Annotated in this window: 19 protein-coding genes and 1 pseudogene; 4 read left to right on the top strand and 16 right to left on the bottom strand. The window is 53.3% G+C overall.

Translation table 11 applies throughout. The features are described from left to right. Nucleotides 1-17: 17 nt before the first annotated feature. The 3 genes from ACEWL3_RS08500 (at nucleotide 18) to ACEWL3_RS08490 (ending at nucleotide 1,478) form a co-directional block, all read left to right on the top strand. Nucleotides 18-845, top strand: coding sequence for a phosphocholine cytidylyltransferase family protein (locus ACEWL3_RS08500; protein ID WP_386181266.1), 828 nt, complete (start codon nucleotides 18-20; stop codon nucleotides 843-845). A 100-nt stretch (nucleotides 846-945) separates the two neighbouring features. Next, nucleotides 946-1,083 (top strand): hypothetical protein, encoded by a 138-nt coding sequence (locus ACEWL3_RS08495; protein ID WP_386181269.1) that lies wholly within the window; start codon nucleotides 946-948, stop codon nucleotides 1,081-1,083. Between the two features lie 119 nt (nucleotides 1,084-1,202). After that, entirely contained in the window at nucleotides 1,203-1,478 is a 276-nt protein-coding gene (locus tag ACEWL3_RS08490) for a hypothetical protein (protein ID WP_386181273.1), read from the top strand. A 444-nt stretch (nucleotides 1,479-1,922) separates the two neighbouring features. On the opposite strand, the gene ACEWL3_RS08485 is transcribed toward ACEWL3_RS08490, so the two are convergent. From ACEWL3_RS08485 to ACEWL3_RS08425, 13 genes and pseudogenes are all read right to left on the bottom strand, one after another. Then, nucleotides 1,923-2,117 (bottom strand): hypothetical protein, encoded by a 195-nt coding sequence (locus ACEWL3_RS08485; RefSeq protein WP_435000737.1) that lies wholly within the window; start codon nucleotides 2,115-2,117, stop codon nucleotides 1,923-1,925. Nucleotides 2,118-2,297: 180 nt separating this feature from the next. Further along, a pseudogene (gene rpsU, locus ACEWL3_RS08480) lies at nucleotides 2,298-2,518 on the bottom strand (30S ribosomal protein S21). Nucleotides 2,519-2,611: 93 nt separating this feature from the next. Further along, on the bottom strand, nucleotides 2,612-3,712 hold the full coding sequence (locus tag ACEWL3_RS08475) for an MFS transporter (protein ID WP_386181279.1): 1,101 nt from the start codon (nucleotides 3,710-3,712) through the stop codon (nucleotides 2,612-2,614). 27 nt (nucleotides 3,713-3,739) lie between these two features. After that, nucleotides 3,740-4,024, bottom strand: a complete 285-nt coding sequence (locus ACEWL3_RS08470) for a hypothetical protein (RefSeq protein WP_435000735.1) — start codon at nucleotides 4,022-4,024, stop codon at nucleotides 3,740-3,742. A gap of 918 nt (nucleotides 4,025-4,942) precedes the next feature. Beyond that, a complete protein-coding gene (locus ACEWL3_RS08465; RefSeq protein ID WP_386181282.1) occupies nucleotides 4,943-5,929 on the bottom strand; it encodes a type II secretion system F family protein in 987 nt (328 codons plus the stop codon). A 15-nt stretch (nucleotides 5,930-5,944) separates the two neighbouring features. Beyond that, nucleotides 5,945-6,913: a type II secretion system F family protein gene (locus ACEWL3_RS08460; protein ID WP_386181285.1), complete on the bottom strand. Its 969-nt coding sequence runs from the start codon at nucleotides 6,911-6,913 to the stop codon at nucleotides 5,945-5,947. Continuing rightward, complete coding sequence (locus ACEWL3_RS08455) at nucleotides 6,910-8,307, bottom strand: TadA family conjugal transfer-associated ATPase (protein ID WP_386181288.1); 1,398 nt, start codon at nucleotides 8,305-8,307, stop codon at nucleotides 6,910-6,912. The genes ACEWL3_RS08460 and ACEWL3_RS08455 overlap by 4 nt, the downstream gene beginning before the upstream one ends. Continuing rightward, nucleotides 8,300-9,379 carry a CpaE/TadZ family protein gene (locus ACEWL3_RS08450; RefSeq protein ID WP_386181291.1) on the bottom strand — a complete coding sequence of 360 codons (1,080 nt, stop codon included), beginning with the start codon at nucleotides 9,377-9,379 and terminating at the stop codon, nucleotides 8,300-8,302. The genes ACEWL3_RS08455 and ACEWL3_RS08450 overlap by 8 nt, the downstream gene beginning before the upstream one ends. Before the next feature lie 164 nt (nucleotides 9,380-9,543). Beyond that, nucleotides 9,544-10,167, bottom strand: coding sequence for a TadE/TadG family type IV pilus assembly protein (locus ACEWL3_RS08445; protein ID WP_386181294.1), 624 nt, complete (start codon nucleotides 10,165-10,167; stop codon nucleotides 9,544-9,546). Nucleotides 10,168-10,184: 17 nt separating this feature from the next. Beyond that, nucleotides 10,185-10,682 carry a TadE/TadG family type IV pilus assembly protein gene (locus tag ACEWL3_RS08440; RefSeq protein WP_386181297.1) on the bottom strand — a complete coding sequence of 166 codons (498 nt, stop codon included), beginning with the start codon at nucleotides 10,680-10,682 and terminating at the stop codon, nucleotides 10,185-10,187. A gap of 14 nt (nucleotides 10,683-10,696) precedes the next feature. Further along, complete coding sequence (locus tag ACEWL3_RS08435; protein WP_386181300.1) at nucleotides 10,697-12,232, bottom strand: pilus assembly protein TadG-related protein; 1,536 nt, start codon at nucleotides 12,230-12,232, stop codon at nucleotides 10,697-10,699. A gap of 8 nt (nucleotides 12,233-12,240) precedes the next feature. Next, nucleotides 12,241-13,266, bottom strand: a complete 1,026-nt coding sequence (cpaB, locus tag ACEWL3_RS08430) for a Flp pilus assembly protein CpaB (protein WP_386181303.1) — start codon at nucleotides 13,264-13,266, stop codon at nucleotides 12,241-12,243. A 155-nt stretch (nucleotides 13,267-13,421) separates the two neighbouring features. After that, entirely contained in the window at nucleotides 13,422-13,598 is a 177-nt protein-coding gene (locus ACEWL3_RS08425) for a Flp family type IVb pilin (RefSeq protein WP_114879629.1), read from the bottom strand. Between the two features lie 531 nt (nucleotides 13,599-14,129). Between ACEWL3_RS08425 and ACEWL3_RS08420 the strand changes: the two genes are divergently transcribed. Continuing rightward, the gene (locus tag ACEWL3_RS08420; protein WP_386181306.1) at nucleotides 14,130-14,942 is read left to right on the top strand and encodes a helix-turn-helix transcriptional regulator; all 813 of its coding nucleotides are present in this window, start codon (nucleotides 14,130-14,132) and stop codon (nucleotides 14,940-14,942) included. Nucleotides 14,943-15,197: 255 nt separating this feature from the next. On the opposite strand, the gene ACEWL3_RS08415 is transcribed toward ACEWL3_RS08420, so the two are convergent. The 3 genes from ACEWL3_RS08415 to ACEWL3_RS08405 all read right to left on the bottom strand — a co-directional run bounded on the left by ACEWL3_RS08415 (nucleotide 15,198) and on the right by ACEWL3_RS08405 (nucleotide 17,359). After that, nucleotides 15,198-15,728, bottom strand: coding sequence for an adenine phosphoribosyltransferase (locus ACEWL3_RS08415; protein ID WP_386181309.1), 531 nt, complete (start codon nucleotides 15,726-15,728; stop codon nucleotides 15,198-15,200). Continuing rightward, nucleotides 15,725-16,354 (bottom strand): LysE family translocator, encoded by a 630-nt coding sequence (locus tag ACEWL3_RS08410; RefSeq protein WP_386181311.1) that lies wholly within the window; start codon nucleotides 16,352-16,354, stop codon nucleotides 15,725-15,727. The genes ACEWL3_RS08415 and ACEWL3_RS08410 overlap by 4 nt, the downstream gene beginning before the upstream one ends. A gap of 132 nt (nucleotides 16,355-16,486) precedes the next feature. Next, nucleotides 16,487-17,359 (bottom strand): S-methyl-5'-thioadenosine phosphorylase, encoded by an 873-nt coding sequence (locus tag ACEWL3_RS08405; RefSeq protein ID WP_386181314.1) that lies wholly within the window; start codon nucleotides 17,357-17,359, stop codon nucleotides 16,487-16,489. Between the last annotated feature and the right edge of the window lie 89 nt (nucleotides 17,360-17,448).

The following is a 17,448-nucleotide window of genomic DNA, read 5'->3' as shown; positions in this document are numbered from 1 at the left end:
TTTAGGATTCAAGTATCATGAAAAACGAAAAACACCGTGCACCCGTTGCCGTCATTCTGGCCGCTGGCATTGGCTCCCGCCTCAGCCCCCTGACCGACAATTGCCCAAAAAGCCTTCTGTCGGTGGGCGGGTCTGTCATTCTGGAACGCATGATCCGAAATTGCCTGAGCTGCGGAATGTCGCAAGTCGTTGTGGTTCTGGGTCACCGGGCCGACGAGATAAAGAAATTTGTAGACAAGACGTTTCGCGGCATCCGTGTCACCTATGTAATCAATGATAGATACCGCGAGACGAACACAGGTTACTCCCTGATGCTGGCCTCCGAAGCGATTGGCACTGCTGAGTTTGTGAAATTCGATGCGGACGTCGTGTTTGATGTCAAAATCCTGCGCCAACTTTTGGACAGCGACCACGCAAACGTCTTGTGTATCGACCGCAACATCGAACTTGAGGACGAAGAAGTTAAGGTCATCGCAGACGATCAGATGCAGGTCCTTGAAGTTGGCAAGTCCGTTGATCCGAAGCGCGCGTTGGGTGAATCTATCGGCGTCGAAAAGATCAGCGCCGGAACGGGTTCACTGCTGTTCGCAGAGCTTTCAGAAATGATGGAGAGCCGTGGAAACCTTCAGGCGTATTACGAGGCGGCTTACGCGCAATTGGTCGACAAAGGTACGCAGTTCCATGCTCTTGATATCAGCGGTCTGGACTGGACTGAGATCGACACAGCCAAAGATTTTGCCGCTGCAAATGCGATGTTTAGTAGCCCTGTCACCACGATATCCCGTGGCCAGCAAAAGGTGCTGGACGAAGCTGCGGCAGACGCGGCCATACAGACGCACGTCTGATGCATCTACTGCCCTGCGCCGCAATTCTGGCGCGCGGTGTACAGCGCAGTGATGCCCTTGCCATCCCGGCACGGGATCGCTGCATTTGAAAGGACCTCTCATGGCCAAAGGTAACAACAGCAAGCGTGGCAACAAAGAAGCCAAAAAACCCAAGCAAGAGAAACCAAAGGTTTCTGCGACGGCTAATTCGCTGGATGGAAAACCTGCGCTCGCAATTGGCGGCAAAAAGGCAAAGTAGCCAGAACGTTTCGGATTTCGTCCGTCTGAGGTATTCAGCTTAACTTAGTTGCGCACCTTGGCACGGGCGGCGTCCGAGACTTGTCCCAAAACGCCTATGACTTAGATTGGGAAGACCCGATGAGCGAAAAAGAAGAAACTGGAACAAAGATTCACTATGTCTGCCAGACATACATTGCAAAGACGACTGCGCGCGGGCAGCAAGGCAACCTTCAAATTTACAAGCAGCTGCAGTATTCTACACCTCATGAAGCTCAAGAGCGGGCAGAACGGGAATTTCGCGCGGACAGTTGCGTCGGTGCTGACGCCTTTATGGTGATAGAAGACAGCAGTAGCGGCGAAGTCGGAGACCCTACATTTTTAGTGAGACTTGGGTCTGTTCCTGAGCAGGAGTGACTTCAAAATCTCAATGATCGGTTCTTCGCTTAAACGGCTTCTCTTCATCGTCTGTCTCCTCAGTTGGAGAACAGGCTAACCCCAAACACCGATCTTTTCAGCGGAGCTTGTCACCGCTCAAAACGCAGCGTGCCGCTCTAGATTTAAGTCGTATTCCCGCGGCTTGGTCGAAAATAGATCAGCATGACGTGCAGTACGGCCCGCAGTATCGAGTACAATCTTGGAAAAGGACCTTAGCAGGTAAACGTACATTCTATTGTTGATGGGTTCACCCCAGCCGAATGCAATACAAACCTCAACGCCGTGGCGTCAGCTCCTGCGAGAGACGTTTTGCTGGTTGGTCACAACCGGGATCATAATCTGCGCCGTGCAGAGCTGGTTTGGCTGGATGAGGTCGACGGCATGGGATGGGTCATGGAGCGGCGTATCGATGTTGTCCGAACCTCAAATCGAAATTGGTTCGATTTTGATCTCAGAGAATTTGCGGAGAGCCCGCAGGTTGCCAGCTACGATGCGTCGGATTCCGGTCATTTTACGTGGCATTCCGATATTGGTGATGGCCCAACGGCCAGTAAACGAAAACTGACCTTGGTCGCGCAGCTTTGCAAACCAGTCAGCTATGATGGTGGTGATCTGCAAGTTATGCCGGGCGCGCACATTATTGCGGCAAACCGGACGCAGGGCTCTATCACTATGTTTCCCAAGTTTTCATCTGCATCAAGTGACGCCACTGACACGAGGGACCCGCCATTCGCTGACAGTCTGGGCACACGGTCCCAGGTTTCGATAGATAGAAACTGCGACGGGGTGCTGTCTCGATTAACAAACTAAGGACGTATGGCTACCCTTCGCGTTCCGTTTTTTTCGAGCAAGTTTGCGGGCAAGGCGGATTGCTTCACCTTTTTCCCGTGCCTTTTTCTCGGAGGGTTTCTCGAAATGTTGCTTAAGCTTCATTTCTTGAAATACGCCTTCGCGTTACAGCTTGTTCTTCAAGACCCGAAGAGTTTCATCGACGTGTTGTCGCGCGCACTAACCTGCATTTGGCTTTCACTACCTTGGAAGTTTTACCTGAATGAGAGTTCCTAGAACCCCTGCCTTGTCATGGTGATTTTGGTGTAGACCACATTCCAGCATCAAGCGTTCTGCCGCCCACTCTGCTCTTGGACCCGACATCTTAAGTCGAAGGGTGCGATCACTCTGGTACTGGCGATCAAATACGCGCGGGAGACCAACGCATAGGCCATCGTGTCCTTACACCGGTACGGGGAATAGGGGTCAGTTGGTGACTGACCTCTGGTCTCGGGAAAAGGTACCTGCCGCTCTACTTGCAATGGTGGAACAGGCTGCAAACGATTTTCGCCCAGACTCGGATGCAGCAGCCAGGCAATTCCCCAGGCCAACAGGCTTGCCGCCCCGGCGGCGGCAAATATGCCGGATATCGGTGCCACCAACAGGATCAGCCAGGCCACACCCGGTGTCAGGATGCCGGACACATCCCGATAGGATGAGTAGACTGCTGACATTTCGGTGCGTTCCGATGGCTTGACGGCCATCAGGAACGGCAATCCGGCGCAAATATCCAAAAGGATCAGAAAGAAACTGCCGACAAAGAGAACGAATACTGTTGCAGACGGGGCTGCTGAAACCAAGCTGGCGGTACAGAACAGACATGCGAAAGCCATGAAGCCGGTTTGAACCGATCTGCGCACGGAGTGTTTCTGCATCCATCTCAGCATCACCGGCGACAATAACAATCCAGCATTTGTGATAGACAAGAGCGTCCCGCCCAGTGTTTCTCCAAGGCCATTCTCAACAGCGAATATGGGCAGATAATCAACATAGACCCACCAACCGCAGGAGCGGATAACCGCAAAGAGCAAACCTGCGATCAGGCGGGGTTGCTGTAAGAAACGCCCCAGAAATGCCAACGGATTAATTGGTGCACGCTGCGCACAGTTGATCAGTTTGCCATTCCCCAGCCGTAGAAAGATGAACACACCGAGCATGGTTGCAGCGGCCACGCCCGAAATCAAGAACGGAGCGGGCCGCCACCATTCCCACAAAAGTACGCCCAGCATCGGACCAACTGTCCATCCCAGGGCCGAGCAGAACATGCGTGGCGTTTCGCATTTTCCGAGATCAATCCGGGAGATGAAATCTAGCACATAGGCGTTGAAACACACAAAGGTGACGACAGTGGCCAGCGAGGTCAAGACAAGCCCCAGAACGATCATCTCCGGGGACTCCAGAGTTGCGAGGCCCTATCCTACAATGAATCCCGTCGCCCCGATGCTGTACGTCCAGCGCCTCAGTATCCAACGATTGAGAAAGGGAACGAGAAGCCCAGTCAGCAATGAGATGATGCCGATCATTAAATAAATCGAACCGATCAGAGCCGCATCTTGGAGCGCGTCGTACATCGCAACCGGAAAGACGGAAATCAGGATGCCGCGTGCGACTGCCTCAAACGCGGCCAAGGTTGCAAAACCCTGCACAGATGGTGCGAGTGCGTGTCGTAGCCATTCGGGGAGTCGACGCTCAAACATCTCTTAAGGGGCCCAAAAATATGACTCCGAGCATGCGAGTGCTCTTAGCACGTCAGTTCGAAAAGCGGCACCTACGATGGTTCACGACCCATTTTTCGAGTTTGAGGTTCATTTCTTTGTGTCTCGGCCATCGAAGGCGACACCACCTGCTGAGCTGGGAAAAACAAACAATCGCCAAAACCTTGATCACTACGCCTCGGGGCAAATTGCTTTGACCCACTACAAGCCTCGCACAGCCCTTCCATCACGGTGGATCCGATGCTCTTCAAATCTCACAATTTGCATGACCACTAAACACCCGACAGAGCGCGCCAGAAGGCGATTTCATGCTGCACACACAGTGCACACGGCGCAAATTAAGCTATTGAATCTATAAATAAATCAGTCCAATCCATCATCGATTAGACGCAAGAAGAATCTTCGAACGACCGCTTCGAGACTGTTTTCAGACCTTGGTGCACATTGCGGCATCCTGTAATTTGGGCTCACACCCGACATAAGCTGCGCAGCGCATGGATGGCCGGTTCGGGATTAGCCGCCATTCGCGGCGAGGTCAGCTAATTCACACAAGGCGAACTTTTGGGACATTCGCTCCTTTGGCACCAATGGCCGGTGTTGGCGCTTCGCGATGTTAATCATTGGCATGTGCGTTTCGTCGCTGGTAACCGGACTAGCTGAATACGCCGGGATGCAGCTGGCAAAGCGGTCGTTCAGGTCGGAGCGCAGCAAAAACTTGAGGCTAGAGATCTGAGTTGCGGGACCAAGCTGACATTTTCTCCATTCAGCATCAACGATCGCTCACTGCGGTTCGCGACCGCGACGAAAAACAAGCCGGAAGGATATGATGCATCCGCTGCTGGGATATAGAATTCATTGACGGATTGAAGGGCGGACATCGGACCGAGAAACTACCGGCCGTTATCCGAACATATTTATCCAGCGGATAACCATTGGGGATAGACAGATCAATAACAGCACGGGCATCATGCAAAGTGCCATGACAGCGGACATTTGGACTGGCAGACGGTTTGCTTTTTCCTGAGCGCGCAGTTCGCGATCAAGGCGCATGTCAGCTGAAAATTGGTTCAATGCGGTTGAAACACTGGTGCCGAATTGATTGGACTGCAATATCACATTGGCAAAAGAAGTGAGTTCTTCTACATCGACATGTTCAGCCATGTCCAACAAGGCGGCCTGGCGTTCTTTGCCGGCCTGGACTTCGAGTTGTAGGATCATAAATTCCTGTGAAATTTCAGGGGCAGCATGCGCCAATTCGTGGGATACCCGCGTCATGGCGGCATCAAATCCTAGCCCCGCCTCAATGGCGACCTGCAACAGATCAAGTGCGTTTGGCAGGCTGAATTCGATTTCTTGGCGTCGTTTCTTGATCCGCGAGCGCAACCATATTGCTGGAGCATAGAAGCCAACAACCATCAAGGCCGTCACGATTTGCACTGCATTGAGCCAGGTCACCTCCTGCAGTAAATCAGCGACCTTCAGCTTGTACTGAAGTTCTGCAGGCAGGGCCATGACAATCAGGAAGAGCGCGGGCAGGATAACGCCCATAATTGTGCGAAACGCATAGAAGGTACGCACAGCGTGCTTGCGCCGGATCCCGGCGCGACGCAATTGCTTGCCTATTTTGGAACGCTCTTTTCGGGAGGATGGGACAAAGGCCTTCAATAGCCCGTGGGGATCGCTGTCGTCGCCCTGAAGAAGATCAAAGTCAGTCCCATGCGCTGGTTTGATGGAGCCGGCATGCATGCGGCGGGTTGCCGGTGCTTCCCCAGCCAACATACCCGAAAGGCCCTGAACAATGAAAAAGACGCTGATCGCGACAGCAGCCAGAGTTAAATATTCGGGATTGGCGAGTAGAATGTTCAGTTTTTCAGCAATAGTGTCCATTTCACCGCTCTCCAATTAGAATTTGAAACTGACTAGTTTATGAAGAATGAGCCCTTGTACTAGAATCAGTCCAAATACGGCGGAGGCAAAGTACACAAACCTGGGGTCATTTCGCACATCGCCGTAGAAGGAGGGTGAAGAAAGCTCAATCGTCATGTAGATAAACAAGGGCAGCGCCGTCAGGATCATCGCACTCAGGCGACCTTCTGCAGAAATGGCTTTGATCTTTTTGCGCATTGTACGGCGGTCTCGTATTACCTTCGAAAGAACAGTCAGGATCCGGGATAGATTGCCACCGGTGCCATGTTGAATGCCGATGCTGACGGCTAGGTAATTCGCGTCTTCGGTTTTTACCCGTTTGGCAAAATCGTGAAATGCTGTGGCGACGTCCTCACCATAGTTGATCTGGTCCTGAATAATGCCAAATTCTGTCCCGATCGGGTCTGGCATGTCTGCAGCCACGTTGCCGACAGTCACTGCAATCGGATGACCAACTTTGAGGCCACGTGCCATCAGATCAAGGGAATCCGGCAACTGACTGGTGAGTTTTTTCAGCCGTGCCTCTTTCATGGCAAGGAGAACCACCAACGGGGTTATCAATCCAACGACCACACCGCCCGACAGGGCCAGGTCTTGATGAACAAACTGCTGTGCGAAGACAAATACCAGAGCGGCCAATACAAAAACAGCAACCAACATCCAAGCCGGATTAAATGTCAGCCCCGCCTGAACCATAAGGCGCCGAACCCAAGTGATGGGGCCCACTCTACCTTCACCCCCCACCATGACCGGATCACGCAGAAGTTTCAGCACATCACCCGTCGTTGCGCCATTTTGTATCATTTTCATGCGCCTATTCCGCGCCTCGCCTTGTGTCTCTCGACGAAACAGAAGTTGCACCAGCCCCTCGTAGGCCACGAGGACGCCAATGAAGATGACAACATATAGACCCAGAGTAGGGTCAATCGTTTGCAGGTCGCTCATGGTCTGACCTCCTTGCGCATGAACATCTTCGGATCAATATCGATGCCAGCCACGACCAATTGATCAAAGCATTTCGGGCGAATACCCGTTGGCAGAAAGTCTCCGAGAATAGTGCCGTCGGAAGATTTGCCGCGGCGCTTGTAGACAAAAATGTCCTGAAGCGTAATTGTGTCGTCTTCCATTCCCGTGATTTCTGAGACACTGATCACGCGACGCGAGCCATCGCTGAGGCGGCTCAGTTGAAGGACAATATGAATGGCAGAGGAAATCTGAGACCGAATGGTTTTGATTGGCAGATCGACACCAAGCATCGTCACCATCTGTTCAACCCGACTCAGCGCATCGCGTGCCGTATTGGCGTGCACGGTTGTCATCGATCCATCATGGCCTGTGTTCATGGCCTGCAACATGTCGAAACACTCCGCTCCCCTGACTTCACCCACGATGATGCGGTCAGGCCGCATCCGCAACGCATTGCGCACGAGGTCACGTTGCGAAATGACGCCTTGGCCTTCAGCGTTAGGGGGTCTGGTTTCCAGCCGGACAACATGTTCCTGTTGCAGCTGCAGTTCTGCGGCATCCTCAATTGTTACGATGCGCTGGCTTTCGTCGATAAAGGAGGACACCGCGTTCAGCATCGTGGTTTTGCCAGAACCCGTGCCGCCAGAAATCAAGATGTTCAGCCGTGCTTCGACAAGCGCCTTTAAAAGTGAGGCCGCTTGTTCATCCAGTGCGTTTTGATCGACAAGCCGCTTCATTGTCAAAGGGTTGCGGGAAAACTTCCGGATCGACAGGGCAGGCCCGTCGACCGAACATGGCCGAATGATTGCATTCACACGGCTGCCATCTTCGAGCCGCGCGTCTACCCATGGTTGGGATTCATCAATGCGCCGACCGACTTTAGTGACGATCTTGTCGATTATGCGTAGCAGATGCCGCTCATCGCGAAAGCGGGCCTTGGTGCGTTCCAGCAGTCCAAATCGTTCGACAAAGACCTGATCGTAGGAATTGACAAGAATATCGCTGATGGTGGGGTCCGCCAGAAGGGGTTCCAATGGCCCCAATCCCATAACTTCGTCCATCAATTCCTCAACCAGGGTGGAAAAGGCATCGGATCTCATATGGACGCCTTCAACCTCAACCAGGTTAGATGCAAGAGCGGCAATCTGGCGTTTAAGTTCCAAGCGCTCCACCTTGTCAATAACGGAGAGGTTAAGCCGATCCAGAAGTTCCCCGTGGATGCGGCTTTTGAGTTCCAGGTACGCCTGCAAATCGACATCGATCGGGTCTGTCTGCGCCTCGGCAACTTTTGACGGTTCCACCTGGGAATGCAGCTCCAGCTTGAGAACATTTGAATGTTTTTTCGCTTGGCGCGATTTGTATTCGTTAAACACGGCGATCCCCCTGGATTTCTTTTCTTTGGGACAGTTGGTCTGCAACCGACAGTGATGAGGCCAATTTCGATAGAGCTTTGCCCAAATCCGACCTTGGCTTGGCCCGTACAATGGGCTGCCCCAAATCCACGGCATTGCGGGCCAATTTTGGATTGTCAGGCAACCAATGTGCCAATTTGGTTTTGAGAATTTTTTCCGCCTCGCGAATATGTTCCGACTTGAGTAGGGGCTTGCTCTCGCGATTGATCACGATTTCGATCGGCAGGCCCATGTTTCCCTCTTGGTAAAGGTCGATCAGGCGGCGTGCCTGCCGCACGCAAGGCACGCTGGTATCTGTCGCCAAGACAAGGTGAGAGGCGCGTTTGATAACTGGTTCGATCCAGTCAACAACCGCCCGGGGCAAATCGACGATGATATAATCGTACTGCCGCTGTAAAATGTTGAGCATGTTCTCAACCAAATCAGGACGAACAGATTGCAAAGGAAGCACCGGCGCAGGTGCGCAAAGGACATCAAAACCCAACGCGTGGCTTTGCAGTGCTGATGCAACAAAGCGGTCATCTGGCTGTTCAACTGCTTCAATAAGCTGCAGAAAACCGCCGTTGTCCTCGAGATCAAGAAACACGTTGGCGTCGCCAAACTGAAGATCGAAGTCCAGGAGGACAACACGGCTATTGGCGGCTTTGCGAAACATCGTCTTTTGCCCGCCGGCAAGGGAGCTGGCGAGGTTTGCAGCAATGGTTGTCGCACCCGCCCCGCCACGGGCCTGCGTGACGGAGATCAATTTTCCCAGCGCCGCCGGGCCATCATGCAAGATTTTCTCAGGTGTACGTCTGGCAATAATTTTTTCGTCGACAACCGATTTCATGCTTTCGCCATCAATAGAAAGCGGCAAGACATCGTCAATTCCGATCTGCCGAAGCTGCCGGGCTTTTCCGATTGAAACGTCATTGCCTGTCAACGCCAGAAAAATCGTGTCTCCCTTGCCCTTCTTCAGTAATTCTTCCAGCGCGTGCACTTCGTTTACGTCATCCGGATCAGTCTCGAAAATGACCACGTCATGATCAAACACAAGGCTGCTTGCGCGGCCATTCATGGATGTGAACGTCTCATTTTCGAGGGTGACCGTGTTGTGGTCATCTGGCGCGAATACATCGCTGATTACTTGCGAAAAGGAGTCCCGATCCGACACGATCATGATTGATCGGGAGTGCTGGGTGATGTGATGGCTGTTCATTATCCTGAGTCTCCTGCTGCAAGGTCTTCTGCCGGAAGCGAGACGCTGAAGTTGGAATAGCTGGCAGTTGAGGGTAGTGTGCTGTTTGTTGCGCCAGCAGCGTTGGCAAGGGCAGCCAGCGGCGAGGCGAACTGAAAATTATTCAAGGTCAACTCAATAGTGACCATGGGCGTATAGGGTCCACCAAGAAACCCGAGATTTGAATCAAAGCTGTAGGAAAACTGAAGCATGTCGATGGTCGCGTTCGGCGGCAAAAGCGGGTTGACGCGGCCCCAGATTTCTGACGCTGTGGCATTTGATGCGACACCCGAACACGACACCGTGGCGACACTGGCACAGGTACCTCCCACTGCGCTGCAAGATGTGCCAAAACTAGGTAGCGTATTGCCCCCCCTCTGATGGGTCTTGGGAACGCCAGTGCAAGCCGGTGGCCGCACGATGGCGGTCCGTGCCGCCAACTGAGCGGCGCTTTGCGCCATCACGCCGCTGTAAGACAACCGACCGAAGTCCAAGAGTGCGGCAAACAGGAACATGAACAGGGACACAACAATCGCAAATTCCACCAAAACTCCGCCTGTTTCGTCGTGCAGAAACCTACGACAGATCCCCACAGGGGTGCGCATATGATGCTGCTCCGCCGTCACTGGCCAAATATCCGCGAATTGTCAGCAACATCCGTCGTCACCGACGACAGGCCATTGCCGAACAAAGCCATCACACCGCCCAATGGCAGTTGAATGGTGACATTGGCACTGACATTTGCCACCGCTGCCGGGCTCACCCGGTAGGTGCCAGAGACGCAAGAATAGCTTGGGGTGACGCTGTTGACAGTCACGCTTGAAGGGAACAAAGCGTTCCCGCCGATGTCTTCTTCCACGATTTTGCGCAGCTTTGTGCCAAGGTGCGCGACGCTCGCTCCGCTGCTACAAATTGACGAAGGGGTGACGCGCGCCATGTACCGTCCGGCGTCGCGGACACCGGCAATCACAGACTGATAAGACCACATCAAACGCGCGGCTTCGACGGTAAGCGCCAAAAGCAGCAGCATGATTGGCAGGACAATGCCAAACTCGACAATGATCGCGCCATCCTGATCATCGGCAAAGCGTCTGGCTGAATTGAACGGAAAGAGCTGCATGAGTCTGTCCTTCTTCATCGGTACAACTGAACGACATCACGGAAGATGCCGCCAAAGCCGCCCACACCGCCGCCCGCAACGTCAGGAAATCCCACAACTTCGCCGTAAATGTCGAAGCTGGGAGGTGAAGATGTGTCTGACCCGACCGGCTCCGTCAAGAAGATCGAAACGAACTTCGTAACAGGGACATTGCTGGTGGATCCCTTGATTGTGGTGGTTGAGCAATCAACACCCGCGGCATTGACCACACGACGCGCAGGATTGGTCGACATCTGGGAGGAGCACATCGGCCGCCCTGTTTCAGGCAGTGACGGATCCAGAATTGCGTCAGAGTTTGGTGGGGAAAACGGGCTGGTGTTGCCGTAAGCAATCTCACGCAGGTACATGCCATATCGTGTGCCCGCATATAGAATATTTGATCCAGTCAATGCGGGAAGATGCGCATCAGTGCCGATGCCATCAGCGATACCGTCGGCCAGATCATGATTTGTGTCGAGGTACCCGAGCCGGTCCCAGACGCCATTGCCAAACCGATTGCTTCCGCCGCAGGTGCCAGCGTCGATGCAAAGGTCGCGGCCAAGTGCCATTGTGACAACGGTCGGTTCTTCGCTGCCCTGAATGCAGGCACTGCCTCCCGTAGCTTTGATCCCTTTGATCACATTGGGGGCCGGAGCAAAATCCGGGTTATTCTTCTCGCCATTCAGAACGGCGCGGAATATGTCGAACCGCACGTTGAACGCCGCATTGGTAATACCGACCTTTTGGCCTGGCTCTGTGGTTAGTCCGTTGGTCAGGACGCATTGGGTGATATTGCTTTGCGCGGCGATCAGACAAGCGAGCTTGTTACCGCCTTCGTCCGCGCAGACACCGGACGTATCCTGAAACGTAGCAAGATCGATGAACCCAAAGTTCCCTGGACCCCATGCAGTCGAACCACCGCCACCACTACGTAGCAGAATCTGATCGCCGACACCCAGCGTGTTTTCCCAATTTGGGGGCAGGCAAAACATAAGTGGAGATATATCGCAGGCCGCTTGAGTGTACCCGGCTGTGGCCTCGGCGCGCACATCAGTGGTGCCGAACCCATTGCCGCCCAACATCTTATTGAACGCTGATGCGAGGCTCATGTTCAGTGACTTCGGTGTAAGAACAACCTGAACAAACCTAGCTCTGTTGCTCGCGGTGGTCACATCAGCGCCAAGGGCTGCCAGATCGGAGGCAGGAAGCGCTGAGTGAAATATGAGCGAATAGTCCGTCGATCCCGAAAGCGTGCTCGAACCATTGGCGAATGTCTGGCTGTCGCTGATCATACTGGCGGCCGCATTGGTCGCACGGATGATTGCGTCATTCTTTCCGTCAAGTTCCCCTGCCGCGGCCAGTGCGACGTTGTCAGCGAATGCCTGAAGTTCGGACTGGGTGGAGCTTAGTCGCCCAACATCTAACGTAATGGCAAGAAAACCCAAAAGAACAGCCATGGACGAGCCCCAGAGGATGGCAACGGTGCCAGCCTCTTCTTTGCGGAACTGCGTCATGTAGGACCTGATGCGCATATCTGCCCCTATTGTTCGATGGTTTGAGTGACGGTGATCGGCCGGATCGAAGGCACAGGCCGTGGCCGGGCGAGCGGCTTGAGATTGATCTGCACTTGGCGGGTGATCCCTTCCGCTGCGGGTTTGACTTGTTCTGTCAGTGCTGGCCAAGCCGAGCGATCTGGGTTTGTAAGCGGTTGATCGTCGGCCAATGTTTCTGGCAAAAGCACTGGGTCAATATCTGGAACTGTCCGTCTTATGCTAACCACTTCGGAGGCCGTTCCACGGCGAACTGTTATCGTGGGCTGAACCAAAACTTTTTCAACTGGCCCCTCCTCCTGCAGCAAATCGCGCAGGCGCACCATTTCCATTGGCTTGTCCTCAACCCCTTCAAGCGTCCTTAGGGTTAGGCTTAGGATTCCGGCTCTTTGGGCAAGCGCCAGGCGCTGACCTTGATCAGCAGAGATTTCAACCGTAATTGTGCGGGCGACCTCGGGCTCGTCTGTCAGTTCTTCAGATTGCTGATCGACGCCAATGACACGAATGTTCTGCAAGATAGTGACTGCGCGCAAATCGAGAGACGCACCTTGCGTGAGCACAATATCAACGTAGTCACCCGGCGTCACGAAACCGCCAACAGCAGTGACCGCATCAACTTTGATCGACATGGCGCGGGTGTTCTCACCCAATCTTTGCACCAGTGTAACTTTCTCACCGAATTGAGAAACTTTTGATGCAATCATAACCTCACCCGGAAAAAAGCGTCCTTTGGCCCTGCGGCGATCCACTTCTTGGGTCGGCACAAGTTGGGCGATGGTGGTGAACGCGCCAGGCGGAAGCGCATCGCGTGGCCACGCGTGCTTGGTAACGTGATGGGGCTCGATTACCTGACCAAACGCAATTTCGGTATGCGCGAGATAGATATCCACAAGGTCCGTTTTTGCCCCTTGGGCGGCAGAATTTGGTGCGTCCAGAAGATATTCTTTTATGAAGAACACGGAACCAGCAGCAATCGCAATTCCGAAAACCGTTGTAATGATCGGCTTAACGCGCATCTCAGTCTCCAATGGTCGTTGTTCAAATATGAGTGCCCCGTTGGCACCTTATCGGCGGCAAAAATGTCAGCGGCAAAAATGCGGGGCGGGATTTCCTGCGCCGTGTGTATGGATCGCGGCGCAGGATTAGTTCGAAAAGGCCAAAGCCAACTGCATTAGCAGGTTGCGCTACCCAAAGCAGTGCAGGCGCTGGTTACGTTGGAGTTTGTCGTTGTGCCAAGGTAGGTGAACGCACCCACCGCGATCGACGCAACAACCAGCAGCGCGAGGCCGTATTCAACAATGGCCGCACCGCTTTCGTCCTTCGCGAACATTTTCAAGAAATTTGTCATAAATTTTACTCCCTTAAGGATTTGTTTACATATTTTGCGTTGGATCGGTTCCGCAGCTTGAGTCTGACGATCCTACGTCTGAGCTCGCAAATAAGGTTAAGGCACTGCACCGCACTCACACATCCGTCAGATGTAGCGAACTTTCACCTTTAGATTGATTTCGGAGAACTATTTATTAGTATTTCGGGAATATTTTGAGAAATTCAAATAGAAATGGTCTATAAAACGAATCGCTTTATCAGATGAATTTTGTCTTATTTGTGTCGTTACTGAGATAAAATTGAGATTTTTCCTAATTTTTGAATTCTTTAGTCCGAAATCACTTAATGAGTTCGAAACCTCAATAAACGCGCAAAATAGTTTCCACTTGGGATAGAAATTCACGCAGCGGCGTAGACTCTTATTCTCCGTAACTGCCACAATTTGGAAAAAAAAGTTGCAAACTCAGATTTGTCCACAGACAGTTACTGTCACGGCGGGGGCTGTACCTTTGGCTATTATTTAAGAGCCAGAGTAGTGAAAGAGTTTGTTATGAGTACCAGTTTGTTAAGGAATCAGATTGATTCCAATAGTTTTTCGATTATCGCAGACTGGGCGTATGCCTTGAATGAAAATGGCGAACTTACAGATGTTCTCGGCCGCATCGCAATGTTGGTTCATGCAGAAGCGGTGATGATTGTTCGCATTTCCAACGTTGATCAAAGAGCACGGATCGTTGGGCATTTTGGAATGCAAACCGGAAAAATTTGGCCGCCCACGCCCCGAACATTCGCTGGTTTGGTTATTGGCGCGTTTATCAAGACTGCCAAAGTTGGATCGATCTGGAAACTGACAGAGTCCAATCCGTTCGAATTGGCGGGAACTTCCGCTGACGCTGTGGACATTCCTGCTGGGATTGCCGAGGTCATCGCAAGCCCGCTAGAATCGGTGCGCGGGCATATTGATCTCATCGAATTTCATTTCAAGCATCGCCCTGCTGAGCATAATCTAAATCTGCTCATCCTGCTATTGGGCACGCTTGCTGTTGCTTGGGGCAGGCGGACACCTGCCTTGGTGGCAAAGAAACTCTCGCAAAGCAAGAGGGCTTCAATTAGCAGAATTACGGATGACAGCCGATGCACTATCCTTGATTGTGATAACCCAGCACGGCTTAGCAGATCTGAATTTCGGGTATGTTCATTGCTGAAAGAGGGGATGACGGTCAGCGTGATATCTGAATCACTCTCAGTCAGACCTGCAACCGTACGCTCCCACCTCAGTTCCGTTTTTTCAAAAACCGGCATGTCTGGCCAGGTTGAGCTGTTGCATGAGTTGAACAGAACGCCTAAGCGGGCCATGAATTAGGCTGATAGCTGCTGCCGCCCTGATCAAGGTCGAAGTTCGGCTTGCACCGTGCTTCTGACCTTGCTCATGTATCATGCGGCACCGTAGATGTATGGCCGCTTTGAAGAAGCTGCGCTGTGGAGACGGGTGCAACGGTGGATGTCTCATTTTGGCGAATTTTCAACAATCCAATTTCCGGTATGCGCAGTTAGCGGTCACCCGTGCGTCGTGAATCATAGTGCAGATTTGGGCTCAAACCAGACGTTGGCTCTCTAATTACATCCCCTCAAACGCGCAAAGCGCATGCACCTCCATGCCCATCGCCTCCAGCTTCTTGCGCCCGCCCAATTCTGGCAGATCAATGATGAACACGCAGGACACGATCTTGCCACCCAGCCTTTCAATCAACTTGATCCCGGCCTCGGCGGTGCCGCCTGTGGCCAGCAAATCATCGACCACCAATACCTTTTCTCCGGCCTGAATGGCGTCATCATGGATTTCGACAATCGCTTTGCCGTACTCCAGCGTATAATCTTGGCTGATGGTCCGCCCCGGCAGCTTGCCTTTCTTTCGGATTGGCACAAAACCCACGGACAACTGGTGTGCAATCGCACCGCCAAGGATAAACCCGCGCGCCTCAAGACCCACCACCTTGTCGATGTCGATGCCTGCATAGGGGTGCAACATCTGGTCGATTGCCATGCGAAACCCGCGCGGGTCCGCAAAAAGCGTCGTCACATCGCGAAACATGATGCCTTCATGGGGGAAATCGACAATCGTGCGAATGTAATCCTCAACCTTTTTCATACCGCACTCCTGCGCAAAGTTGCTGTTAGGACACCCATGCCAATCAGTGCGGCACCACCCGCGCGCGTGATCCACGTGATGATCGAGGGGTGCCCGATGACCCTGCGTAAGCGATCCGCCAACAGCGCATAGGCAAGAGCGTTCAGGGCAGCAAGGCCCACAAAGGTCAAGATCAGGATGCTGAGCTGCGGCAAAAGGGGTGCGTCCGCCCGGATAAATTGTGGGACGAAGGCGATAAAGAACGCAATGGATTTTGGGTTCAAAGCGGTTACTGCCGTTGCATGTCCAAAGACATGTCTGGCGCTGACATCCGAAGATGCACTGACAAACAGGCCGTCAGATGGCGCGGAGCGGATCAGCTTGATCCCCAACCAGACAAGATACAAAGCGCCTGCCCACTTCAGCGCCACAAACAACGTTGCAGAAGCAAGGACCAACGCGCCCAGTCCAACCAACGACGCTGTCATCGCGACCAAATCACCCAAAGCCACACCGACAGCCGAAGCCACGGCAACAGATCTGCCTTTCGACAACGCATAACTCAGCACCAGCAAGACCGTAGGGCCGGGGATTAACAGCAGCGCCGCGGAGGCCGCGACAAACGTCAGCCAGAGTTCAAGTGACATGGGGCAGCCTCCTGTGGTTTAATTCCAATCAAAGACAGCATCGCGGCCCCAGCGCAACAGGGAATGCGGCACGCTTTACACTTCAATTTCACCCTTTCTCAAATACCGTCTGCTCTCACATCCTCACGGCCGTCAGATGACGCGCCCCGCCACCGCATCAAGTTTGGCCATCACTGCAGGGTCACGCGCGCCAGGTTGCGTCAGGATCGCATGGTCCAACGCTCGGTCACAGTGGTGCGGGCATGCATCCCGCATTGCACCCAGAAGGGTGGGCAGCCGACTGACAAGGGCGCGGCCCGTGTCCGCATTGCCCATAAGCGTCGCGATGATTTGTGTCACGTTGACTTCACCATGATCCGGATGCCAGCTGTCATAATCGGTGATCATCGCCACGGATGCGTAACAAAGCTCTGCTTCGCGGGCCAGTTTCGCCTCTGGCATGTTGGTCATGCCGATGACATCCGCCCCCCAGCTTTCGCGGTACATCCTGGATTCAGCAAGCGTACTGAACTGCGGGCCCTCCATGGCCAGATACGTCCCCCCCCGATGCACCATGATACCAGCGTCCTTGCCGGCCTGTTCACAGGCATCGCCCAACCGCGGACAGGTCGGGTTGGCGACGCTCACGTGGGCCACACAGCCGGTGCTAAAAAACGACTTTTCCCGCGCAAAGGTCCGGTCGATGAACTGATCGACAATCACGAAATGCCCCGGTGCCATTTCATCCCGAAATGATCCGCAGGCAGAGACCGATATCACATCAGTACAGCCCAATCGTTTAAGCACATCAATGTTGGCACGATAGGGCACAGTTGTTGGCGAATGTACGTGGCCACGCCCATGGCGCGGCAGAAAAGCCATTTCAACGCCGTCCAAAGTGCCACATAAGATCGCGTCCGATGGAACCCCCCAAGGGCTTTCGACCGTAATCCAGTCGGCACCCTCAAGCCCGTCAATATCGTAAATTCCCGACCCGCCAATCACAGCAATTTTTGTCTGTGTCATGCGACACTCCCTTGTGGTTTGGTATGCTATTTAAGCCCACAAAGTCAGACGATCCCCTCAATATCAAGTCCCTGCGGGTCACGAATTTG

It is taken from the genome of Sulfitobacter sediminivivens (assembly GCF_042611115.2).
Classification (GTDB): domain Bacteria; phylum Pseudomonadota; class Alphaproteobacteria; order Rhodobacterales; family Rhodobacteraceae; genus Sulfitobacter; species Sulfitobacter sediminivivens.
This window is presented reverse-complemented; position numbering and strand designations above follow the sequence as displayed.